General features: G+C 37.9%; 14 protein-coding genes. 1 reads left to right on the top strand and 13 read right to left on the bottom strand.

The annotated features are described in order from the left end of the window. Window positions 1-221: 221 nt before the first annotated feature. From AC3E9F_RS05075 to rexB, 7 genes are all read right to left on the bottom strand, one after another. Window positions 222-2483 carry a glucosaminidase domain-containing protein gene (locus tag AC3E9F_RS05075; protein ID WP_490672876.1) on the bottom strand — a complete coding sequence of 754 codons (2262 nt, stop codon included), beginning with the start codon at window positions 2481-2483 and terminating at the stop codon, window positions 222-224. Between the two features lie 215 nt (window positions 2484-2698). Next, on the bottom strand, window positions 2699-3124 hold the full coding sequence (locus tag AC3E9F_RS05080) for a hypothetical protein (protein ID WP_263393562.1): 426 nt from the start codon (window positions 3122-3124) through the stop codon (window positions 2699-2701). Further along, entirely contained in the window at window positions 3099-4010 is a 912-nt protein-coding gene (locus tag AC3E9F_RS05085; RefSeq protein WP_263393561.1) for a phosphodiester glycosidase family protein, read from the bottom strand. Before AC3E9F_RS05085 ends, AC3E9F_RS05080 begins: the two co-directional genes overlap by 26 nt. Beyond that, on the bottom strand, window positions 4007-5056 hold the full coding sequence (locus tag AC3E9F_RS05090) for a bifunctional glycosyltransferase family 2/GtrA family protein (protein WP_263394529.1): 1050 nt from the start codon (window positions 5054-5056) through the stop codon (window positions 4007-4009). Before AC3E9F_RS05090 ends, AC3E9F_RS05085 begins: the two co-directional genes overlap by 4 nt. A gap of 205 nt (window positions 5057-5261) precedes the next feature. Then, window positions 5262-5759, bottom strand: a complete 498-nt coding sequence (locus tag AC3E9F_RS05095) for a YkgJ family cysteine cluster protein (RefSeq protein WP_263393560.1) — start codon at window positions 5757-5759, stop codon at window positions 5262-5264. 90 nt (window positions 5760-5849) lie between these two features. After that, window positions 5850-9500 (bottom strand): helicase-exonuclease AddAB subunit AddA, encoded by a 3651-nt coding sequence (gene addA / locus AC3E9F_RS05100; RefSeq protein ID WP_490672877.1) that lies wholly within the window; start codon window positions 9498-9500, stop codon window positions 5850-5852. Further along, the gene (gene rexB / locus AC3E9F_RS05105) at window positions 9497-12748 is read right to left on the bottom strand and encodes an ATP-dependent nuclease subunit B (protein ID WP_263393558.1); all 3252 of its coding nucleotides are present in this window, start codon (window positions 12746-12748) and stop codon (window positions 9497-9499) included. The genes addA and rexB overlap by 4 nt, the downstream gene beginning before the upstream one ends. A 116-nt stretch (window positions 12749-12864) precedes the next feature. Between rexB and AC3E9F_RS05110 the strand changes: the two genes are divergently transcribed. Next, on the top strand, window positions 12865-13674 hold the full coding sequence (locus tag AC3E9F_RS05110) for a Cof-type HAD-IIB family hydrolase (RefSeq protein WP_263393557.1): 810 nt from the start codon (window positions 12865-12867) through the stop codon (window positions 13672-13674). Window positions 13675-13721: 47 nt separating this feature from the next. Here the strand turns inward: AC3E9F_RS05110 and AC3E9F_RS05115 are convergent, their stop codons facing one another. From AC3E9F_RS05115 to glmU, 6 genes are all read right to left on the bottom strand, one after another. Next, entirely contained in the window at window positions 13722-13982 is a 261-nt protein-coding gene (locus AC3E9F_RS05115; protein ID WP_263393556.1) for an SWEET family sugar transporter, read from the bottom strand. A 163-nt stretch (window positions 13983-14145) separates the two neighbouring features. Continuing rightward, complete coding sequence (gene pcrA, locus AC3E9F_RS05120) at window positions 14146-16434, bottom strand: DNA helicase PcrA (protein ID WP_263393555.1); 2289 nt, start codon at window positions 16432-16434, stop codon at window positions 14146-14148. 122 nt (window positions 16435-16556) lie between these two features. Beyond that, the gene (locus AC3E9F_RS05125; RefSeq protein WP_263393554.1) at window positions 16557-17252 is read right to left on the bottom strand and encodes a 5'-methylthioadenosine/adenosylhomocysteine nucleosidase; all 696 of its coding nucleotides are present in this window, start codon (window positions 17250-17252) and stop codon (window positions 16557-16559) included. Between the two features lie 10 nt (window positions 17253-17262). Further along, window positions 17263-17574: a cell wall synthase accessory phosphoprotein MacP gene (gene macP, locus AC3E9F_RS05130; RefSeq protein WP_263393553.1), complete on the bottom strand. Its 312-nt coding sequence runs from the start codon at window positions 17572-17574 to the stop codon at window positions 17263-17265. 11 nt (window positions 17575-17585) lie between these two features. Then, window positions 17586-18131, bottom strand: a complete 546-nt coding sequence (locus tag AC3E9F_RS05135; protein ID WP_490672878.1) for an NUDIX hydrolase — start codon at window positions 18129-18131, stop codon at window positions 17586-17588. A 9-nt stretch (window positions 18132-18140) separates the two neighbouring features. Beyond that, a complete protein-coding gene (glmU, locus tag AC3E9F_RS05140) occupies window positions 18141-19520 on the bottom strand; it encodes a bifunctional UDP-N-acetylglucosamine diphosphorylase/glucosamine-1-phosphate N-acetyltransferase GlmU (protein ID WP_490672879.1) in 1380 nt (459 codons plus the stop codon). Between the last annotated feature and the right edge of the window lie 121 nt (window positions 19521-19641).

A 19641-nucleotide genomic window follows, 5' to 3' on the forward strand; every position in this document is an offset into this window, starting at 1 on the left:
ACTCTTATCCTTGTTTCATCAATTCTAGTTGTTAGAAATTCACTTAAATCTAAAAGCAACTAATTTTAATTAACATAATTTAATTGGTCTATTTTTAGATAATTTAAGTTTATAATCAAAAAAAGGGTTTACTAAAAATGTAAATCCTTTTTGTTTCATCAACATTATAGATATATAAAAATCGATAACCATTTTATAGTCATCGATTTTTAAAAAATAATTTAGTCCTTCTCACCAAGTTTGCTATTGATGGTCATCATGATACTTGCTATTTTCTCACCCCAGTATGGATCAGAAGCGTATAAAACGTTCATCCCTGATGATTTATTACCAAGATAAGTTCTACCTTCATCAATATAATTCTCTCGGATCCATTTTGCTGCCCCTAAGATTCCTTTGTCGACATTGTCGAAACTCTTTGCAGAATCATATGGAGTAGTATCATAGGCAGCAATACCAAAGAAGTTATTCTTATCTTTTGCAATCTGACTACGTCCCCATGCACTTTCTAGAGCACTGTGCGCCATTAGATAAAGTGCATTCACCTGATAACGTTTTTCCGCTTCCTTAAAGACAGCTCCTTTACCCGCAAGACGACTTCCCTTAATATTCATGAGAGAATAAACTTTATCAAGTTCAGCCGCTGTATAATTGGTTGGCTTTCTTAAGTCTCTATAGAGGAATGGATTCTCCACTTTAAAGTTATTAAAGTTAACTCCATCTGCTGAATAGTATTTTGTACCAATAGCCATCGATGAACTATGAGGTGCTACACGAATACTTGTATAAGGTGATAACTCATGATAAACGTAACGACCATCGCTTGTGTAATGAGGGATAAACTCATTATTAGTGTTAACAGCTACAAGGTCACCCTTATTCATAAAGCCTGAAAGTCCAGAAATTTGGACTGGGAGTCTGTCACCTTGAGACTCTGTGTCAGAAACAGCAACTATAGTACCTTGAGAAATATAGCTAAGTCTATCTCCAGAAGCACTATAAACATAGGCTGTTATTGGTTTTACTTTATAATAACTAGATGGATTAGAGATCCACTTCCCGTTATTTTCAAAGCTATAATTTTTACCATTGATTTTGAGTGTTCCAGTTGCATATAGTCCATCATCTTTTAGATAATACCAAGCATTATAATATTTATCAAAAATCCACTCACTCTTGGCCATATAGCCATATGATTTGAGATAGTAGGACCCTTGCCATTGGTTTTCAGCATAAGAACCATCTGATTTTAAGTAGAACCAACTATTGTATTTTTTATCAAAGAACCATTCGTTTTGAGCCATGGCGCCACTATCTTTTAGGTAGTATTTGTCTTTCCATTGACTACTCAACATGACCCCGTCTTTGTCAAAAAAGTACCAAGAACTATTAATCTGTTCCCGTTTATTGCGTATGATTTTTCCTGAATCAGTAGCATAGTACCACTTTTCATCCATTTTCACCCAATCTTTTTCAGCCATAGCTCCGCTAGATTTTAGAAGGTAGTCATTATAAATAGTTTTGCTTAACATGGCACCCGTTTCATCGAAACGATACCAAGAACCGTTGATCTTTTCCCATTTATTACGGATAATCTTTCCTGAGTCAGTTGCATAGTACCACTTCTCATCCATTTTGACCCAACCCTTTTCATGCATAGCTCCGCTAGTCTGAAGAAGGTAGTCATTATAAATGGTTTTGCTTAACATGGCTCCAGTTTCATCAAAACGATACCAAAAACCGTTTATTTTTTCCCACTTATTGCGGATAATCTTTCCTGAGTCAGTTGCATAGTACCACTTCTCATCCATTTTTACCCAACCATTTTCGTGCATAGCTCCACTAGTCTCAAGAAGGTAGTCATTATAAATAGTTTTGGTTAACATGGCACCAGTTTCGTCGAAACGATACCAAAAACCGTTGATTTTTTCCCATTTGTTGCGGATAATCTTTCCTGATTCTGTGACATAAAACCACTTCTCATCTATTTTTACCCAAGAAGTTTCAACCATAGCGCCGCTTTTATTAAAGAGATAGTCATCATAAACTGTATTGCTAAGCATGATACCATCCTGGTTAAAATAATACCAGTGGCCAGCTATTTTTTTCCAATTAGTGACGACCTTTTTATGTTCATAATAACGCCATTGTCCATTCTCTTTTTGCCAACCTTCTTTGTTGACCTCTTCAGTAATTTCTTCTGTTGAAGAGTTATCCTTGGTAAGGGCTGTTTCTTGTTTCTGTGTGGTTTGAGAAGATTCTTTCTCAGGATTCTGTTGATTTGAGTTTTGATTCTGCTTATCGTTCTGCTCTTGACCTTGAGCTTGCTTTTTCTCTTTAGCTTCCTTAATCGTTCCATTTGCTACAGTTTTTTCTGAACTTTGTACTTTGTTTGTAGCTTGGTTTTCCTCTGCTAATACAGTTGTTTTAGAAATTCCGGCTATGGAAAGAACAACAGTACTTGCTAGTAATATCTTTTTCATTTTTAACCTTTCAATTTTATATTCCCTATATTTTATACTTCTTACTTATCGTTTTAAAGACGACATTTATCCACTTTATTATACAATATAATTTTAATTATAAAAGTAAGGTCTTTAAGAAGAAAGAAAGTTGTAATATTGTTAAAACAATTTAGAAATAAAAGTCAACAAAAAGTAGTCGAACAATATCTGAACGACTACTTTTTATCATTTATCTAAACTTCAGTTGTTCTGAAATTCTTCTTCAATCGAATAGGATTTATAGATATTGATAAAAGAGCTAGAACGACAAACCCGATACCTACATACCAGTATGGTGCATCAAGTGTGGTTGAACGACCAGAAAGATTGACAATCCCGCGGAAAAGTGTACCCGCTGTAATAATCGCTACTGCCGAATTCCATAGATTAAAACTAATACGAGAAAATTGAGGAAGAGCTTTGAGCAAGATTGCTAGTAGAATTCCTCCAATAAGAGGTACTGCAAATAAATAGTGCATATGAACAGATGTCTCTCCAAAACTAAATGCTTCATAAATTCTAGAAAAAGCAAAGAAGAAAATCGTAATTAGTGTATAAGAGATGGCAGTTTTTTTAAACCGTTTTTTGTTAGGATTAATAACCGATGTAGACAATATCACTCACCGCCCTTTCTGAAATTTTGTTTCCTCCAGTCGTTGGTTTATTGATAACCTGACCGTTGAAGTAAAGTGTAGAGGATCCCCCACCATCAAGATTGTAGGCAGTTTTTGCACCATAGGATTTCATAACTTCAGCTAGCTGGTACAAAGAGAGACCTTCACTTTCAGAAGTACGTCCGTCAGAAACTACAATAATGTAGTGGTTTTCGTCGATAATACCAATAGCTGTACGTGGATTCGAAGCCATAGCTTGTCCAACTTCTTGGTTTTTTCCTACTGCTATTTCACCATTTTCGACCAAGGCAGGGCCAAAAGCTAAGAGATTAATAACTCCGTCTTTGACTAGTTGCTCAGCTGAAATCTGATCCTCGTAAATAATCTTGAAAGAACCATCTTTATAAATGGCTAAATCACCATTATTAGAATTTTCACGGACAGTATCACGATAGACAACTCCATTACGGATAACATAACCCGAAGAGTTTGCACCGTAGTAGTCGCCATTTACTGCTAAAATTGCATCATTATCTGCAGCAGTGACAGATGTTTTAGCTGTTACGTTTGTTCCAAACGAGTTTTGAGCAAAGGCAGTTTTCAGATAATCTGATGAACTTACTGTAACATCTGCAACATACACTTGGGTATGATTAACCGTCGTTTCAGTCAAATTGATAGAGATATTCTCGTCCTTATAACTTGAGTTAGTTACTGTTGCTGTTTTAGCTGCTTGACTAGCTTGAGCTGTATTGGAACTTGTATTAGTTGTTGCTACTGTCGAAATAGTCTCAGCGAGTACAAAAGTTTTCAACATTGAGTAACTAAAGGATCCTATCAAGAGTAAACCAAGAACCGAGGCATAAGCATATGGTTTCTTTAAAAATTTCATAGTAAAGTAGATGTCCTTTCTTTAAAGATGAATTTCTTCTGAACAGTCCATGAGACCACAAAGAGAAGAATACCGACAATAATCTTAGAAATTAGAAGATTAATACCAAATACAGTAAAGAATAGACGAATAAGCAGAGTATCTAACATAAAGAGTCCAACTGCTAAACCAAAGTATCCTATTCCTGTCTTGGCAAGGCTATCGTCGTTTTTAAAGACTAGTTTTTTATTTGTAGAGTAGTTAAAAACAGAGCTGGTCACACGGGCTAGACCGTTAGCTAGGAAAATTCGGAAACTTGTTGGCGCTGTTGGTAAAAACAAGATTGCAATAGCGTAAACAAGGTAGTCTACAACAAAACTACTGAGAGATGACAAGGCAAATTTAAAAATATTTTTATAAATCATTAATCCATCTCTGATTGGACGGAAGTGTGAACCCTCATTATCATTGATATAAACTGTCTCAATAGGAACTTCTAAAATTTGATATTCTTTACTTGCTTCAAGAAGCATATTCATTTCATATTCATAACGTTGTCCTTCAATTTTTAACATAAAAGGAATGAGATTTGTTGTAAAAGCACGAAGTCCTGTTTGTGTATCTGTTACTCCAACTCCTGTTTGTAATTTAAAGAGTGCTTTTGTCAAGCTATTACCAAAACGGCTACGGAGTGGAACCTTACCTGTGAAGGCACGCACACCCAAGATTAGCTTGTTAGGATTTTCAGAAGCTTTGTTAGCCGCACGGAAAATATCCCAAATTTTGTGTTGCCCATCCGCATCTGCCGTTACGACAGTTCCATAAATGTTTTGTTCTTTGATATAAGAAAAGGCTGTTTTAAGCGCTTGACCTTTACCTTGATTCACTTGGTGACGGAGCACCGTAGCATATTGTTCTGCTTTATCAAAGATATCTTGACACTTTGATGAACTACCGTCGTCGATAACTAGAATATGAAAATCACTCTTTTTGTGGATTTTTTCGATAAGTTTGATAAGTTTATTATCTGGTTGATAAGCTGGAATGACTATATAGTTCATATCGATACCTCTTTCTTTGATATTGGAATAACTATACAGAATATCGCTTAAAGATACCTTATATCAGTTTTCTTTAAGATAAATTTAAAGAAACTTTAAGATAAGGACAAGATTTCTCTAGCCAGCAAAAATAATCAAGGTTAATAAATATACAAAAAATCCTCAACTAGCAAGTCTACTTGAGGATAAAATTTATTATAAAAGAGGAGATTTACTCTATTTTTTCTCTTAATTTCTCGACAAAGAGATAGGCTGCGGGACAAGTTAAAGTATTTTTGATAGTCAGATTATTGATTTGATAAATCTTTTTACGGTCGGTATGTGGAAATTCTCTACAAGCCTTGGGACGGACATCATAGATGGAACAGAGATTATCGCCACCTAAGAAGGGACAAGGCATTGACTTAAAGACCTTATCACCGTCTTCATCAACTTGGAGAAACTCGGCTTCAAAAGCAGGTAATTTCATTTTAAAGTATTTGGCAATGCGTGTGATATCTTCTTCTTTAAAGTCTGGTCCAAGGCTCTTGCAACAGTTTGCACAGGCTGTACAATCAATTTCTTCAAAAACTTCCTGGTGAATCTCCAGCGCAATCTTATCTAGGTTTTTTGGAGCTTTCTTTTTCAGATTTCCAAGAAATTTACGATGCTCTTTTTGCTTTTGTAAAGCTAATTGGTGATAGTATTCGATATCGATTTCTTTTGGCATAGATTCTTTTACATCCTTTTCTGAAACTAGTATACCATAACTGAAAATAAATAAAAACTACTGCCAAGGAAGGCAATAGTTTATACAAGATTAGTTAACTTCTACTATTTCAACCATATCTTTGCCTAGCAAAATCAGATATTTTTCAATCTTATCTATCTCATAAGAACGGGATAAGGCTTCTGCATAGAGTTCTAATTGTCCTCTATATCGTTCAACGAGCTGACCAGCATGCTCATAATGGTCCGTCTTGTAGTCAAAGAGAATAATCTTATCTTCATAGAGCAGATAACCATCTAAGATTCCACGGACGACAAAGTCTTCCTGACTCTTATCATCTCGTTTTAACATTGAGAAAGGTTGTTCTCGATAAAGTTTATCTTGGTTTGCAAGAATCACTTGGCCAAGATCTGTATCAAAGAAAGACAAGATTTTTTCTAGATTTACTTTTTCTTTAACCGCTGAGCTCGCTTGCACCTGTTCTAAGGCTTCTGCTAGAGTTTCTAAACTTGGCTTCTGAGAAAGGTTGATTCGTTGCATGAGTTCATGGGTGGCACTACCGATTTCAGCTCCAGTGACTTTTTCTGTCTTGGAGAAGTCTGGAAGTTCAAACTGAATCATAGTTTTTTTTGGTTTAGATTGACCAGCTACTACTACACCTTCCATATCCATGACTGGTTCATAAAACTTCTTAATCTGGCTTGGGGTCTGAACACTCGGAAGATTAATCGCAGCTCTGTGGATTTCATTGTACACTTCCACTTCTTTCAGCATTTGTAAAGCTTCCTTAATGGTATCAGACTGACGGTTGCTTGCCTGAGAAAGATCTTGGAGCTGGCTTTTAGTTTCCAATTTACCGATAGCTTCTTCTGTTAGTTGTTCTTCACCCTCGAAACGAACACTAAAGTGTAAGTTCTCTTTAGAAAAGGCTTGATAGATGGCCCAAATCCAGTCCTGGAAATTTTGAGCATCTAACCTGGTTTGACGAGTTAGGAGACCTTGCCCATTTGTCGGATATTCTTTAGACTCCAACTTTTCTCGAGATCCCTTTCCGACTAGATAGAGCTTTTTCTCAGCGCGCGTCATGGCTACATAAAGTAAACGCATGAGTTCAGAATAGCTTGCTAATTGGAGCTCCTCCTCATTTTGACTATAAGTCAAGCTTGGGATGGATAACTTAATAGTAGATGGAAGATATTCCTCTTTTGCATTTGTAGCGACTCTAGCTACGTACTTAAGACCAAGGCCGTTTTTTCGACTTAGGATCACTTCAGACATAGAATCTTGCTTGTTAAATTGCTGATCAATATTGAGAATAAAGACATAAGGGAACTCAAGCCCCTTACTCTTATGAATACTCATCAGCTCAACAGCATCCTTAGGTGGAGCTACAGCGACACTAGCAAGGTCATGCTTAGCCTCTAAGACTTGATCAATCATAGCAATGAAACGAGATAAACCTTTAAAATTACTCTTTTCAAACTGGTCAGCTCGTAGAGCTAGAGCGTAGAGGTTGGCCTGTCTAGCCTGACCATTTGGCAAAGCACCAACATAATCATAGTAGAAACGTTCGCTATAAATTTTCCAAATAAGGTCATAAAGTGAATGTGTTTTGGAATATAAACGCCAAGAATTAACAGTTTCCATGAAAAGCTTGAGTTTTTTATGGAGTTCAGATGTTATCAAATCCTTTTGAGGACTAGTTTGGGCTTGAGCATTGACTATTTTTTCATAAAAGTTCTCTTGAACCTTATCCTCAGAATTTTGAAGAGCTAGACGAGCCAATTCATCTTCATCAAAGCTAAACATAGGAGACTTCATGAGAGCTACTAAAGCAAAGTCTTGCAGAGGATTATGGATGACACGAAGAGTATCCAACATAACCTGCACTTCTAAAGATTGCAAATAATTGTTTAGAGCGTCATCCGTTTTAACTGGTATCCCATATTCTGACAAGGCAAGTAAAACTTGATCATTGCGGCTTCTGCTAGCAGTTAATAGAGCAATGTCATTGAAAGGGACACCTTTATCATGATGAAGATGCAATATCTCCTTAATGACCATTCGCATTTCACCAGTCAGTTTGTTAGTCGAAAACTCTTCCTCTTCCGTAGAATCACCATCAACATCCTTATCATACAAGAGGACTTCTGCCTTGTTTTCAGGATCTGGGTGTAAATCAGTATTTCCGAAAACAAGTTGATGCATGCCGTCATAAGAAATCTCTCCAACTTCTTCATCCATGAGATGCATAAAGACATCATTAGTGGCATCTAAAACTTCTGAACTACTACGGAAGTTTTCCTTAAGCAGTATTAATTGACCTTCTTTGCTATCTTGAGCAAAGCTGTGGAATTTTTCGTTGAAGATTTGTGGATCTGCTTGTCTGAAACGATAAATAGACTGCTTAATATCGCCCACCATAAAACGATTGTAGCCGTTTGAGAGGAGTTCCAACATTCTTTCCTGGATATGGTTGGTATCTTGGTACTCATCGACCATGACTTCGTGGAAGCGTTCCTGATACTCTTGTCGCACCTGAGGGAAGTTTTCCAATATCTCAATGGTATAGTGGCTAATATCAGCAAATTCGAAGGCATTTTCTTCACGTTTACGCTTTCGATAAGCTGAAACAAAATCACTCATGAAGACTTGGAAAGTCTTTGCCAAGTCCCAAGACTCTTGATGATAATCTTCCTGGAATTTCAATAAAGTCATTTGGTCATTTAGTGCAATTAACTTTTCAAATTTAACTTTTCTCTCTTGGTTGTATGCTTCTTTTAGAGCTTGGACTTCAGCCTTACGACTAGCATTTGTAAGAGCACGGCCACCCTTATCCTTAGAAATACCCACAACTCGCTCTAAAACCTCTTGGTATTGTTTAAAAGTTGATTCAGGCGTTAAAGCTCCAATTTCACCAAGAACTTGTTGGACAGATTCTAGGTAGGCTGCTTTCCCAAATTCCTTGGCATCATTCTCTAAATGATAACGGAAGAAACTTTCCAAATCCCAAAGTCTTTGCTGAATGTCTTGAGCCAGATTTTCTTTAGAACTTGTAAAATCGGCCTTTTCGAATCCTTTTAAGAAAGATTCCTGTAGCCAAGCCTGAGGATTACTTGTAGATTGCAAAATGTCATAAATCATATAGACCTGTTTACGCAATCCACGTGCATCCTTACTTTTACCCGCAAAGTTCTTGACCAACTGACTAAACTGTTCTTGTTCCTTACCTTGGTAGTGAGTTTCGAAAACTTGTCGAAACACATCATTCTTTAAGAGGAGTTGCTCACTTTCATTCTCAAGAATCCGAAAGTTTGGGGCGAGGTCAATCAGATAACCATGTTTAGCCAGGAACTTCTGAGTAAAAGAGTCCATAGTTCCAATAGCAGCATTTGGTAAATCAGCTAATTGTCTTCCAAGATGCTTTTTTAGCTCCATATCTTGAGTCTCTTGGATTTGTTGGCTGATTTTCTTTTCCAAGCGTTCTTTTAACTCGGTTGCTGCCTTTACCGTAAAGGTTGAGATAAAGAGTTGGCGAATTTCTACACCACGCGCTAGTTGATCAAGAATTCGTTCAGCCATGACAAAGGTTTTTCCTGAGCCAGCTGATGCTGAAACCAGAATGTTTTGACCAGAACTGTAAATAGCTTGAATTTGCTCGGCAGTTTTCTTAGGCTTCTTATCAGAATTCGCTTCTGCTACTTGCAACTTTTCAATCTCTTCTTGGGATAAAAATTTCATCGCTCCAACTCCTCTCTAATTTTATTAAACCATGCTTCCTTATCATTGCTCTTAGCCACCTTATCTAGCAATCTAGCTTGCCCTAGATGGTAATTGGCTTCAAAACCTGTAATGGCTTGATATTGTTGAACATATGGGGCAATACTTCTGCCGTCTTCTGTGTAAGGATTGATAGCAAAACTACCAGATAAAATCTTCTCTGCCGCCTTCTTATAGATAAGGGCGTTATAGTCCAGCAATAACTGGAATTCCTCATCAGACAACTGATAGGTCTTGTTTTTATTATATAGTTCCCCAAGGTTCTTTATCTCTTTTTCAAGAAATAACCCTTGATACTTCATAGTCTTAGTTGTTTCTGCTAAAGCCTTTGAAAGAGTTTTAACAGCTTGTAAAGACTGAACTGGCTCCGCCATCTCTAAATACATAGCACCAAAAAAGTCTCTATTTCCTTCTTTTTTAAGCGCTGCTAGGTAGGTCGGTAATTGCGAGTTCAGGCCGTTATAAAAAAGAGGGAAGTTAAACTGAGTTAGAGATGATTTGTAATCGACAACACCTATAGCATCACTGGTCTTCAAGCGGTCGATGCGGTCAACTTTACCACGGACATAGACATTTCTGCCATTATCTAACTGAACAAAAGCTTGTTCCTTGCCACCAAAGACTGCTTCTTCCTGAATGGTTTCAATTTCAGAATTGTGACGCAAAATGTGTCCTGTAGCGCGTGCAACATCCAAGAGGACTTCCTTGCTTAATTGGGCTTCCAAACTTTCCTGATAAATAGCTTGAAACTCGCGCTCTTGGCTGGTTTCAGAGATTGCTTGTTCTAAGCGACGATCAAAAGATGTATCGGCAGGAAGTTTCATGGCTCGTTCAAAAATACGATGCAAGAAATTCCCGTGACTTCGAGCATCAGGTCGCAGACGTAATTCCTCCTGCAATCCTAAGACATAACGAAGGTAATAACTGTATTCGTTTCGATAAAACTCTGTTAATCCTGAAGTCGATAGATAAAAATCTTGATCTTGAGGATACAAGGCTTCTAAAGTTTCCGCAGCTAAGGTCTTACTTTTGGGACTTGTCGGTAGAACAGGATTATCAAGACCTTGATCTTCTAATTTTCTTCCCATAACACGAGCTAAAACCTTGATAAAGGTTAAGTCTTGCTCACTTGTATCCGTCTCACCTTGCTGGTGATAAGCAACAAGACTAGACAACAGACTGTGATAAGAACCAATATCATCCTTTAATAGGTTTCTTCGATCGATTCTCTTTTCAATCTTGCTAAAACCAAAATCCTGCAATTCTTTTAGATATACTGACTCTTTACTCTCGTTTTCATTAAGTAAAGTTGGCGCTGATAAGACCAATTGCTTCTTAGCAGAGTTTAGCAAAGAAAGCATAGTATAGCGATTCTTCTTAAGATTTTCATGGCTAGCAATCAATAATTGAGAGCCATCTTCAGTATCTTGGTTTAAAACTTCTCTTTCTTCATCACTTAAAAGACTAGTATTTTGAGTAATTTTAGGTAAGTTGTCTTGAGTTAAGCCAAGAGCATAGATGTAATCAGAAGTCAAGGGCGCAATCAAATCATAACTTTGCACCAGAACAGTATCTACTGTTGCTGGGATTGTTCGATAATTTGATAAGGACATCCCTGAATGAAGGAGAGCCAAGAAATCATCTAAAGCAACCTGAAAACCTTCAAATACGGTAGCAAATTGCTCCATTACATGGCAAAAGGCTTTCCAGACCTCCTCTTGTCTTTCTTGCTCTGCCACTTCCATCGTTTCAGATAAGGATTGTAATTGCTTGGTCACAGATGCATCCTTCAAAAAGTTATTCCATTTTGTAAGGATATTTTCAGACTTTTGCTTACGACTAGATAATAAGGTTTCTAGTGGATTTAGAACACGGACACGAAGCTCGTTTAATTTTTCTAAATCAAATTTCCCATGATGGTTTTTTGTAAATTCTTGTTTAAAGTTCGAAAGACCATCAATGCCTAGATAGCGGATATATTGTTCAAAGCTGTCGATTTCTTCTTGTGTAATGTCAGTATATAAGCCAGTTCGTAAGAGATTTATCAAATCTTCCTGACGGAAATAGTATCGTTTGAGACGTCCCACGGATTCAACAAATTGAGTCAAAGGATGATGAGACATTGACTCACTCCTACCCAGATAGAAAGGAATCTGATATTGATTAAAAATAGTCTGCAAGGACAGTTTATAAGACTCAACGTCTCCTAGTAAGATACGAAAATTTTTGTAGCTTAGTTCAGCTTCTTGGTGCAATTTCTGGCGAATACTACGAGCAACGAGCTCTAGCTCTTCTTTTTGTGTCAGACAAGACCAGATTTGCAAGTCTTTTCTATCCTTATCATCCACATCAATGCTAACTTCAGAATAATCATAAGCACTTTCGAGAAGTCTTGAAGCTTTGGCAAAAGCATCCAGCTTTTCATGTTCCTGACATGCATCTTCTGCCTTGGTCTGATATTTAAAAGCTAAATAACGTAGAAACTCAACACTGGCTTGATAGAGATTGCCTTCACTAAAGGGGCTAGTATAGGCTTTCTTAGTCGCATATACGCCAATAATAATCTCTACACCCTTACGATGAAGCAAATCCACTAGGTGTTCCTCTTCTGCAGAAAAACGAGTAAAACCATCAATAACTAGAGCAATTTTGCTAAAATCACTAGTTACCTTGTTTTCTAAAATAGCATCAATCAGATAGGACAATGAACTCCCTTGTGAAACTTGACCTTGATTTAAATACGCTGTGATCTTTTCAAAAATCAAGAGTAAATCAGAGCGTTTATCAGGATCTATCAAGCTTTCCAAGTCCAAAAAACTCATCTTTGCTGTTGTCATTTCTTGATAAATCTCAATCAGTTGCTGGATGAATTGCGGATCTTGCTTAATAGCCCCGTAAACACGTAAATCCTTAGGGTCAATCTCGGACAGACATTTATAGAAAGCCATACCTAGACCAATATCATCAAGACTAGATCTCTCAGAAATATCATTTAAGACCAGATAACGAGCCATTTGAGCGAAGCGCGTGACTGTGATAGAAAAAGAAGCCTGCTGACTCAAGTACTCCAGCACAGCGCGTTCCTTTTCAAAAGAAAGAGAGTTAGGGGCAATGTAAAAGACTCGTTTGCCTTGGGCGACAAGCCCTTGAGCCTCCTTGGTTAGGATATCTGTCAAAGAAGTCCGAATATCTGTATAAAGTAGTTTCATCTCTGCCTCGTTTGTTTATTCATTACCTTTTATTATACCATGATTTAACAGAAGATTCTGTCTCTGATAGCCAAAATGTGCTATAATATAGGCAAAACACATGAAAAGGAATTACCATGATAAAACTACTTGCACTGGATATGGATGGTACTCTTCTCAACGAAGCCAAGGAAATCCCTCAGGCTCATATTGATGCCATTCATAAGGCTATCGAAAAAGGTGTCAAACTGGTTCTTTGTACTGGCCGTCCTCTCTTTGGAGTCCTACCCTACTATAAGAAGCTTGGTCTTGATTTAGAAAACGAATACGTCATCGTCAACAACGGTTGTTCTACCCATCAAACCAGTGACTGGAGCCTTGTTGACTGGCGGGAACTTAGCAAATCTGACATCGAATACCTGAATGACCTTGCTGAAAAGAGTGAGGTTCAGTTGACTCTCTTTGATGAGGAACACTACTTCGTTCTCGGAGGTAAACCAAATCCTATCGTTCAATATGATGCCACACTTGTTTTTGCTGACCTGACTGAAATCTCACTGGAAGAGGCTACTAGTGGTAAATATCGCATGTTCCAGGGTATGTTCTTAGGTACAAAAGAGCAAACGGACGACTTTGAACAACGATTTGCTGATGAACTTTGTCAGAGATTTAGCGGTGTTCGTTCACAACCAGTGATCTATGAAGCAATGCCACTCGGTACAACTAAAGCTTCTGCTCTTTCTCGTTTGGCTGAGATTTTGGATATCCAACCTTCTGAAATCATGGCTATGGGTGATGCCAATAACGACATTGAGATGTTAGAGTTTGCAGGGCTGGGGATCGCCATGGGAAATGCCAGTGACTACGTCAAATCTCTCGCTGATGCCGTAACTGCTAGCAATGAAGAAGATGGTGTTGCACGCGCTATTGAGAAATATATTTTGTAAATAAATAAAAGCAACTAGCAGAACATTCTGCTAATTGCTTTTTATTTTTAGAACAAGGCTGTCAAAGCGGTAATAATCCCAAAAACAATCCCTGGTGCATTAGCCGCTGCCAAAGGAATATCACGTTCTTTTTTAAAGAGACCGTAGTATACCCAAAGACTGCAGTTAATAGCAGCTACTGCCGGTTGGATAAAATTCCCTTTTTGACCAGCAAGGTTATTCATAATTTGAGGAATATAGGATACATACATCATTACAGACATAAAGGTTGCAATCCAACCTAAAGTTTTCATTTGTTTTTCAGTCATTTTTTCTCCTTTCAAAAACAGTTTCAATTATACACTATTTTTTTAGATAGTGAAGTTTAAAAAGCTTTTTGTTAAATACTTGTAAACTATCACAATCTTGTGATAAGAGAATCAAAAAAATACCCTCTTTCTATTTTAAGAAGGTATTTTATTCGTTTAAAACTTACTTTTTCTCAATCGGTGCTACACTAGCCAAAAGTTTTTTCAGACCGACTTCTGGGAAGTTGATTTTTAGTTCTTGGGTAGCTCCACTACCTGATACTTCAAGAACAGTTCCTTCACCCCATTTTTTATGAAGGGCAATATCACCAATTGACCAATTTGTCTCACTCGAAGAAGATTTACTAGTAGATGCAAATTGTCCAAATGGTAAACCACTTGATTGGATCGATGTAGGCGCAGCATTTCGTTTTCGTTCTTGAAGCGCCTGAGCCAAACTCATTCCTTTACCAAATGCTATTCCTCCACAAGTATAAGAAGCTTTAAAACTCGTATTAGCCGGACGTGCTAAACCTTGATAAGTCAACAAATCTGAACTAATCTCATTGATAAAGCGTGTGGGACGATTGTAACTAGTACGTCCGAATAACAAGCGTGAGTTTGCATTGGTCAGATAAAGAATTTTCTCTGCGCGCGTGATTCCTACGTAGGCCAAACGACGTTCTTCTTCTAATTCATCTGGATCTTCAGTAGCGCGACTGAGTGGGAAGACATTTTCCTCCATACCAATGATAAAGACAACAGGAAACTCAAGCCCTTTGGCCGCGTGAAGAGTCATCAAGGTTACTTCAGATGTCTCTTGGCTACCAGAGTCCGTATCTGCTATCAAAGCCAAGTCGTTCAGGAATCGACTAAGTTTATCTAGTCCTGTTTCCTCTTCTTCACTTTCAGGATTATCATCGAAATTTTTCGTAACAGAGAGGAACTCCTCAATATTTTCAACCCGAGCCTTACTTTCCAAGGTTGCTTGGGCCTTAAGTAAATCAACGTAACCTGTTTTTTCTAATACTGCTTCTACCAACTCCGTGATTGTCAATCGGTCCAGTTGTTCACGCAAATCGAGAATCATATTAGCGAAGTCCCAAATAGATTGAGCTGCTTTTCCTTTGATTCCTGATAACATGATATTTGCCGAAGCATCCAGCATAGACATTTCTTGCATGTTCGCAAAATCACGAATCTTCTCAACAGTACCTGGACCAATTCCACGCTTGGGTTCATTGATGATACGCTCAAAACTGATATTATCACTTAGGTTGGCAATGAGATTGAGATAAGCAATGATATCACGAATTTCCTTACGGCTGTAGAATTTCGTTCCACCAACCATGGTATAAGGAATATTAGACTTGAGCAGAGCTTCCTCAATCGTACGTGACTGGGCATTGGTACGATAAAGAACTGCGAAGTCTTTATGAAGGAAGTTGTGGCTACGGCCAAGTTCATCAATCGTTTTAGCTACAAAGACAGCCTCGTCCTGTTCATCATTAGCACGATAGTAAATGATTTGTTCCCCATCAGCATTTTGGGTCCAGAGATTTTTCGGACGACGATTTTTATTGTTTTTAATAACATCATTAGCCGCTTGGAGGATGGTTTTGGTAGAACGGTAATTTTCCTCCAGCAAAACAACCTTGGCATCTGGATAATCTTTTTCAAAATCTAGGATATTCTGCATATCAGCACCACGCCACCCGTAGATAGACTGGTCAGCATCCCCAACCACACAGATATTTTTGAAGCGTGAAGCCAAAAGTTTGACTAGTTGATACTGGGCATGGTTGGTATCTTGGTACTCATCGACATGGATATATTGGAACTTTTGCTGGTAATAGGTCAAGACATCAGGATTTTGATCAAAGAGACGCAAGGTCAGCATAATCAAATCATCAAAGTCAACCGATTCTGACTGACGAAGTTCTTTCTGATAGGCCGTATAACACTTAGCTACAATATCTGTATACAAGTCTCCTGCTTGAGAAGCGTAAGCCTCATCATCAATCAAATCATTCTTAGCATTAGAAATGGTCCCCAAAATAGAGCGTTCATTCCACTTTTTAGGATCCAAGTTTAACTGCTTGAGAATGCGTTTCATGAGCGTTCGCTGCTCACCTGGATCGATGATAGTAAAATTACGATTGTAGCCAATATGGTCTGCATCACGACGTAAAATACGAACACACATAGAGTGAAAGGTCGCAATCAAACAATCCTGAGTAGCTGGATTTAAACCATAGGCACGCTCCTTCATCTCGCGTGCTGCTTTATTAGTAAAGGTAATAGCTAAAATATTCCATGGATTGACCATCTTTTCATCAATCAAGTAAGCAATACGGTGAGTCAAAACTCGTGTCTTACCAGAACCAGCCCCTGCCATGATTAGCAGTGGACCTTCTGTAGTCTGTACCGCTTCTGCTTGGCGGTCATTCATACCGTTTAATAAAGGGTTCATTTTCTCTTCCTTATTCTTCAAATCAATGTTTCTATTATATCAAAAAAGACCAAAAATAACCGGAATTGGAATAATCTACTTATTTTCAAAAAAAAAGAACACTAACAAGTGTTCTTTTTATTTTAATCATGAATAGATTGTAAAAGTGTCAACAAGGCTTGAGCCGATCTGCGTCCAGCTTCTACGATAAATTCATCAAATGAAATAGAAGCTTCATGATTCGCATTATCACTCATGGCACGGACAACTAAGAAAGGTAGATTAAGCGCGTGAGCTGCTTGAGCGATAGCCGCTCCTTCCATCTCAACCGCAAGCACCTGAGGAAAATGTTCTTTTATAGCTTTAATCTTATCTTCACCCGCAATAAAACTATCACCGGTCGCAATCAAACCTAAATGCCATTTTTGGTTAAGTTTAGACAAAGTTTCTTTAATCAAGCTAACAAACTTTTTATCTGTTTCAAAGTAGAGTGGTTGTTGAGCCATTTGACCGTATTCATACCCAAAAGCAGTCACATCAACATCATGATAAGCTAGCTTATCAGCAATCACGACATCTCCTACTTCAATACCTGCTGCCAAAGCGCCAGCAGAACCGGTGTTAATAACAGCATCTGCTTTAAAGTGGTCGGCTAGAATCGCTACACTCATGGCAGACATAACTTTACCGATTCCACTCTCTACCAAGACAAGCTCAACTGACCCAATATTCCCTGTATGATAGCTATTTCCTAATACCGTCTCTTCTTTAGCATTTTCCAAATGTTGAATCAGATAAACTAGCTCTTCTGGCATAGCTGCAATAATTCCAATTTTCATGATAGTCCCCTTAAATAAAGCGCATTGCTAAGATCAGTAAAATCAAAAGAAGAATGACTGAAAAAAGAATCTTATTCAACTTACAGTTAAAGACATTTCTCTTAGTATTTTCAATTCGACGGCTCTTATGAATTGAAGGTTCGACTTCAATTGTTAAAGTTTCCTGGCTAAAGCCATGAACTCTTGAGCGAGAATTTCCATAATGTTGAGATGAAGTTGATAATATCTTGGTTTCTTCATTGTCTACTAACGTAGGACCTGAGATTTTTTCACCACGATTCGCACGCTCAATAATTTCGTCTGTTAATAAAGGTTTTCCCATGGGTTCCTCCTCTATTTTTCTTGTAATTCCCAGTACTGGACTGCCATGATAGTCTTAGCATCACAGATATCACCAGACTGGATAAGTGCTTTGGCTTCTTCTAGACTAACTTCTAGTAACTCCAAGGTCTCATCTTCGTCTTGAGGACGTGGATTTTCAACTTTGGATAGGTTGCTTGCCAAGTACAGTTTCAATCTTTCATTACAAAATCCAATAGCTGAATAGAAATCATATAAAAGAGTCAAATCCCCTGTGTAGGCTGCTTCTTCTTCTAATTCACGAAGAGCTGCTGCTTCTGGATCTGCATTTTCACCCACTTCAAGCTTTCCTGCCGGAATTTCGTAAGAAACTTTTTCAATCGCCTTACGATATTGCTTGACTAGAACAATCTTATTAGCCTGATTAATAGCAAGGACACATACCGCACCATTATGGAAAATCAAATCACGTTGAGCTGTCCCTTTTCCATTAGGAAGTTCAACCTGATCTTGTACCAATTGGAAAATAGGACCTTTATAGATTTCTCTACGGCTGAGTGTTTTCTCTTCAAATTCCATGGTTAGCTCCTATTTGTTTTTAGGATGGTGAGGAAGACGAGTTGCGTATTCATCCTTATTAACTTGACGACCTCGCCCAATCGCAATTGCATCAGCAGGCACGTCTTTAGTAATGGTTGAACCTGCGCCAACAAGAGAGTTGTCTCCTAGTTTAACAGGAGCAATGATGGTTGAATTAGAACCAACAAAGACATTGTTGCCGATGACTGTCTTGAATTTATTTTTCCCATCATAGTTCACTGTTATAGTACCAGCACCAAAGTTGACGTCACTGCCAACTTCACAGTTACCAATGTATGTCAAATGGCCAGCTTTTGTATTTTCTCCAATGCTAGAACCTTTCACCTCAACAAAGTTTCCGATATGAACATCTTTTGCCAAACTTGAACCAGGACGAATATGAGCGAAAGGTCCGACTGTAACACCATCAGCAACTGTGCTCTCCTCAATCATAGAGTTGGTAATCACTGCACCTGAACCGATAGTACTATCGACAATATAAGTTCCATTCGTCAAAATAGTCTCAGCACCAATCTTACTAGAACCTTTGAGGGTTACATTAGCTTCAATTTGTACATCTGGAGCAATTTCAACATCAATATCAATATAAGTCGCTTCTGGATTTACAAAACTAACGCCATTAACCATGTGAGCTTGGTTAATACGACGACGCATTACAGCTTCTGCTGTAGCAAGTGCGACACGGTCATTTACACCGAGACTTTCATCAAAGTCTTTCAGAGTATAAGCTCCTACCTTCTCACCAGCTTCACGGAAAATACCAATCACATCTGTGATATAGTATTCACCTTGAGCGTTGTTGGTATTTATATTCTTAAGAGCCTCAAAAAGACGAGCGTTATCAAAAACATAAGTTCCTGTATTGATTTCTTTGATTTGTTTCTCAAAGTCAGTCGCGTCTTTTTGTTCAACAATTCTTAGCACTTCAGCATTATCATTACGAACAATACGTCCATAACCAAATGGGTCGTCAGCTTCGGCAGTTAAGATTGTTGCTACATTCTTGTGGTTTACATGGAAATCAATCAAGTTCTTTAGACTTTCACCAGTGATTAAAGGTGTATCTCCAGCGATAACCAATGTTTGTCCAGAAAGACCTTCAAGAATTGGCTCAGCCATCATTACTGCATGACCAGTTCCCAATTGCTCAGACTGTCTCACAAAATCAGTTTGTCCGGCTAAAACTTGTTCAACTAGCTCTGCCTTATGCCCAACAACTGTAACAGTTTTTTCAGGGTTAATTGCACCTACACTACGAAAAACATGCTCAAGCATTGAAATTCCCGCAACCTTGTGCATAACCTTCGGTAAATCTGATTTCATACGGGTACCCTTACCCGCTGCTAAAATAATTGCATAATTTGCCATATTTTCTCTTTTCTATAGAATTTCTTTATTATTATACCACATTTTAGTTCATGGTACACAAATTTGATGAACTCAATACCACTCAAAAGACTGTCATTACTCAATTTTGAGTAAATATTTT

It is taken from the genome of Streptococcus sp. SCPM-O-B-15277 (M60) (genome assembly GCF_058200335.1).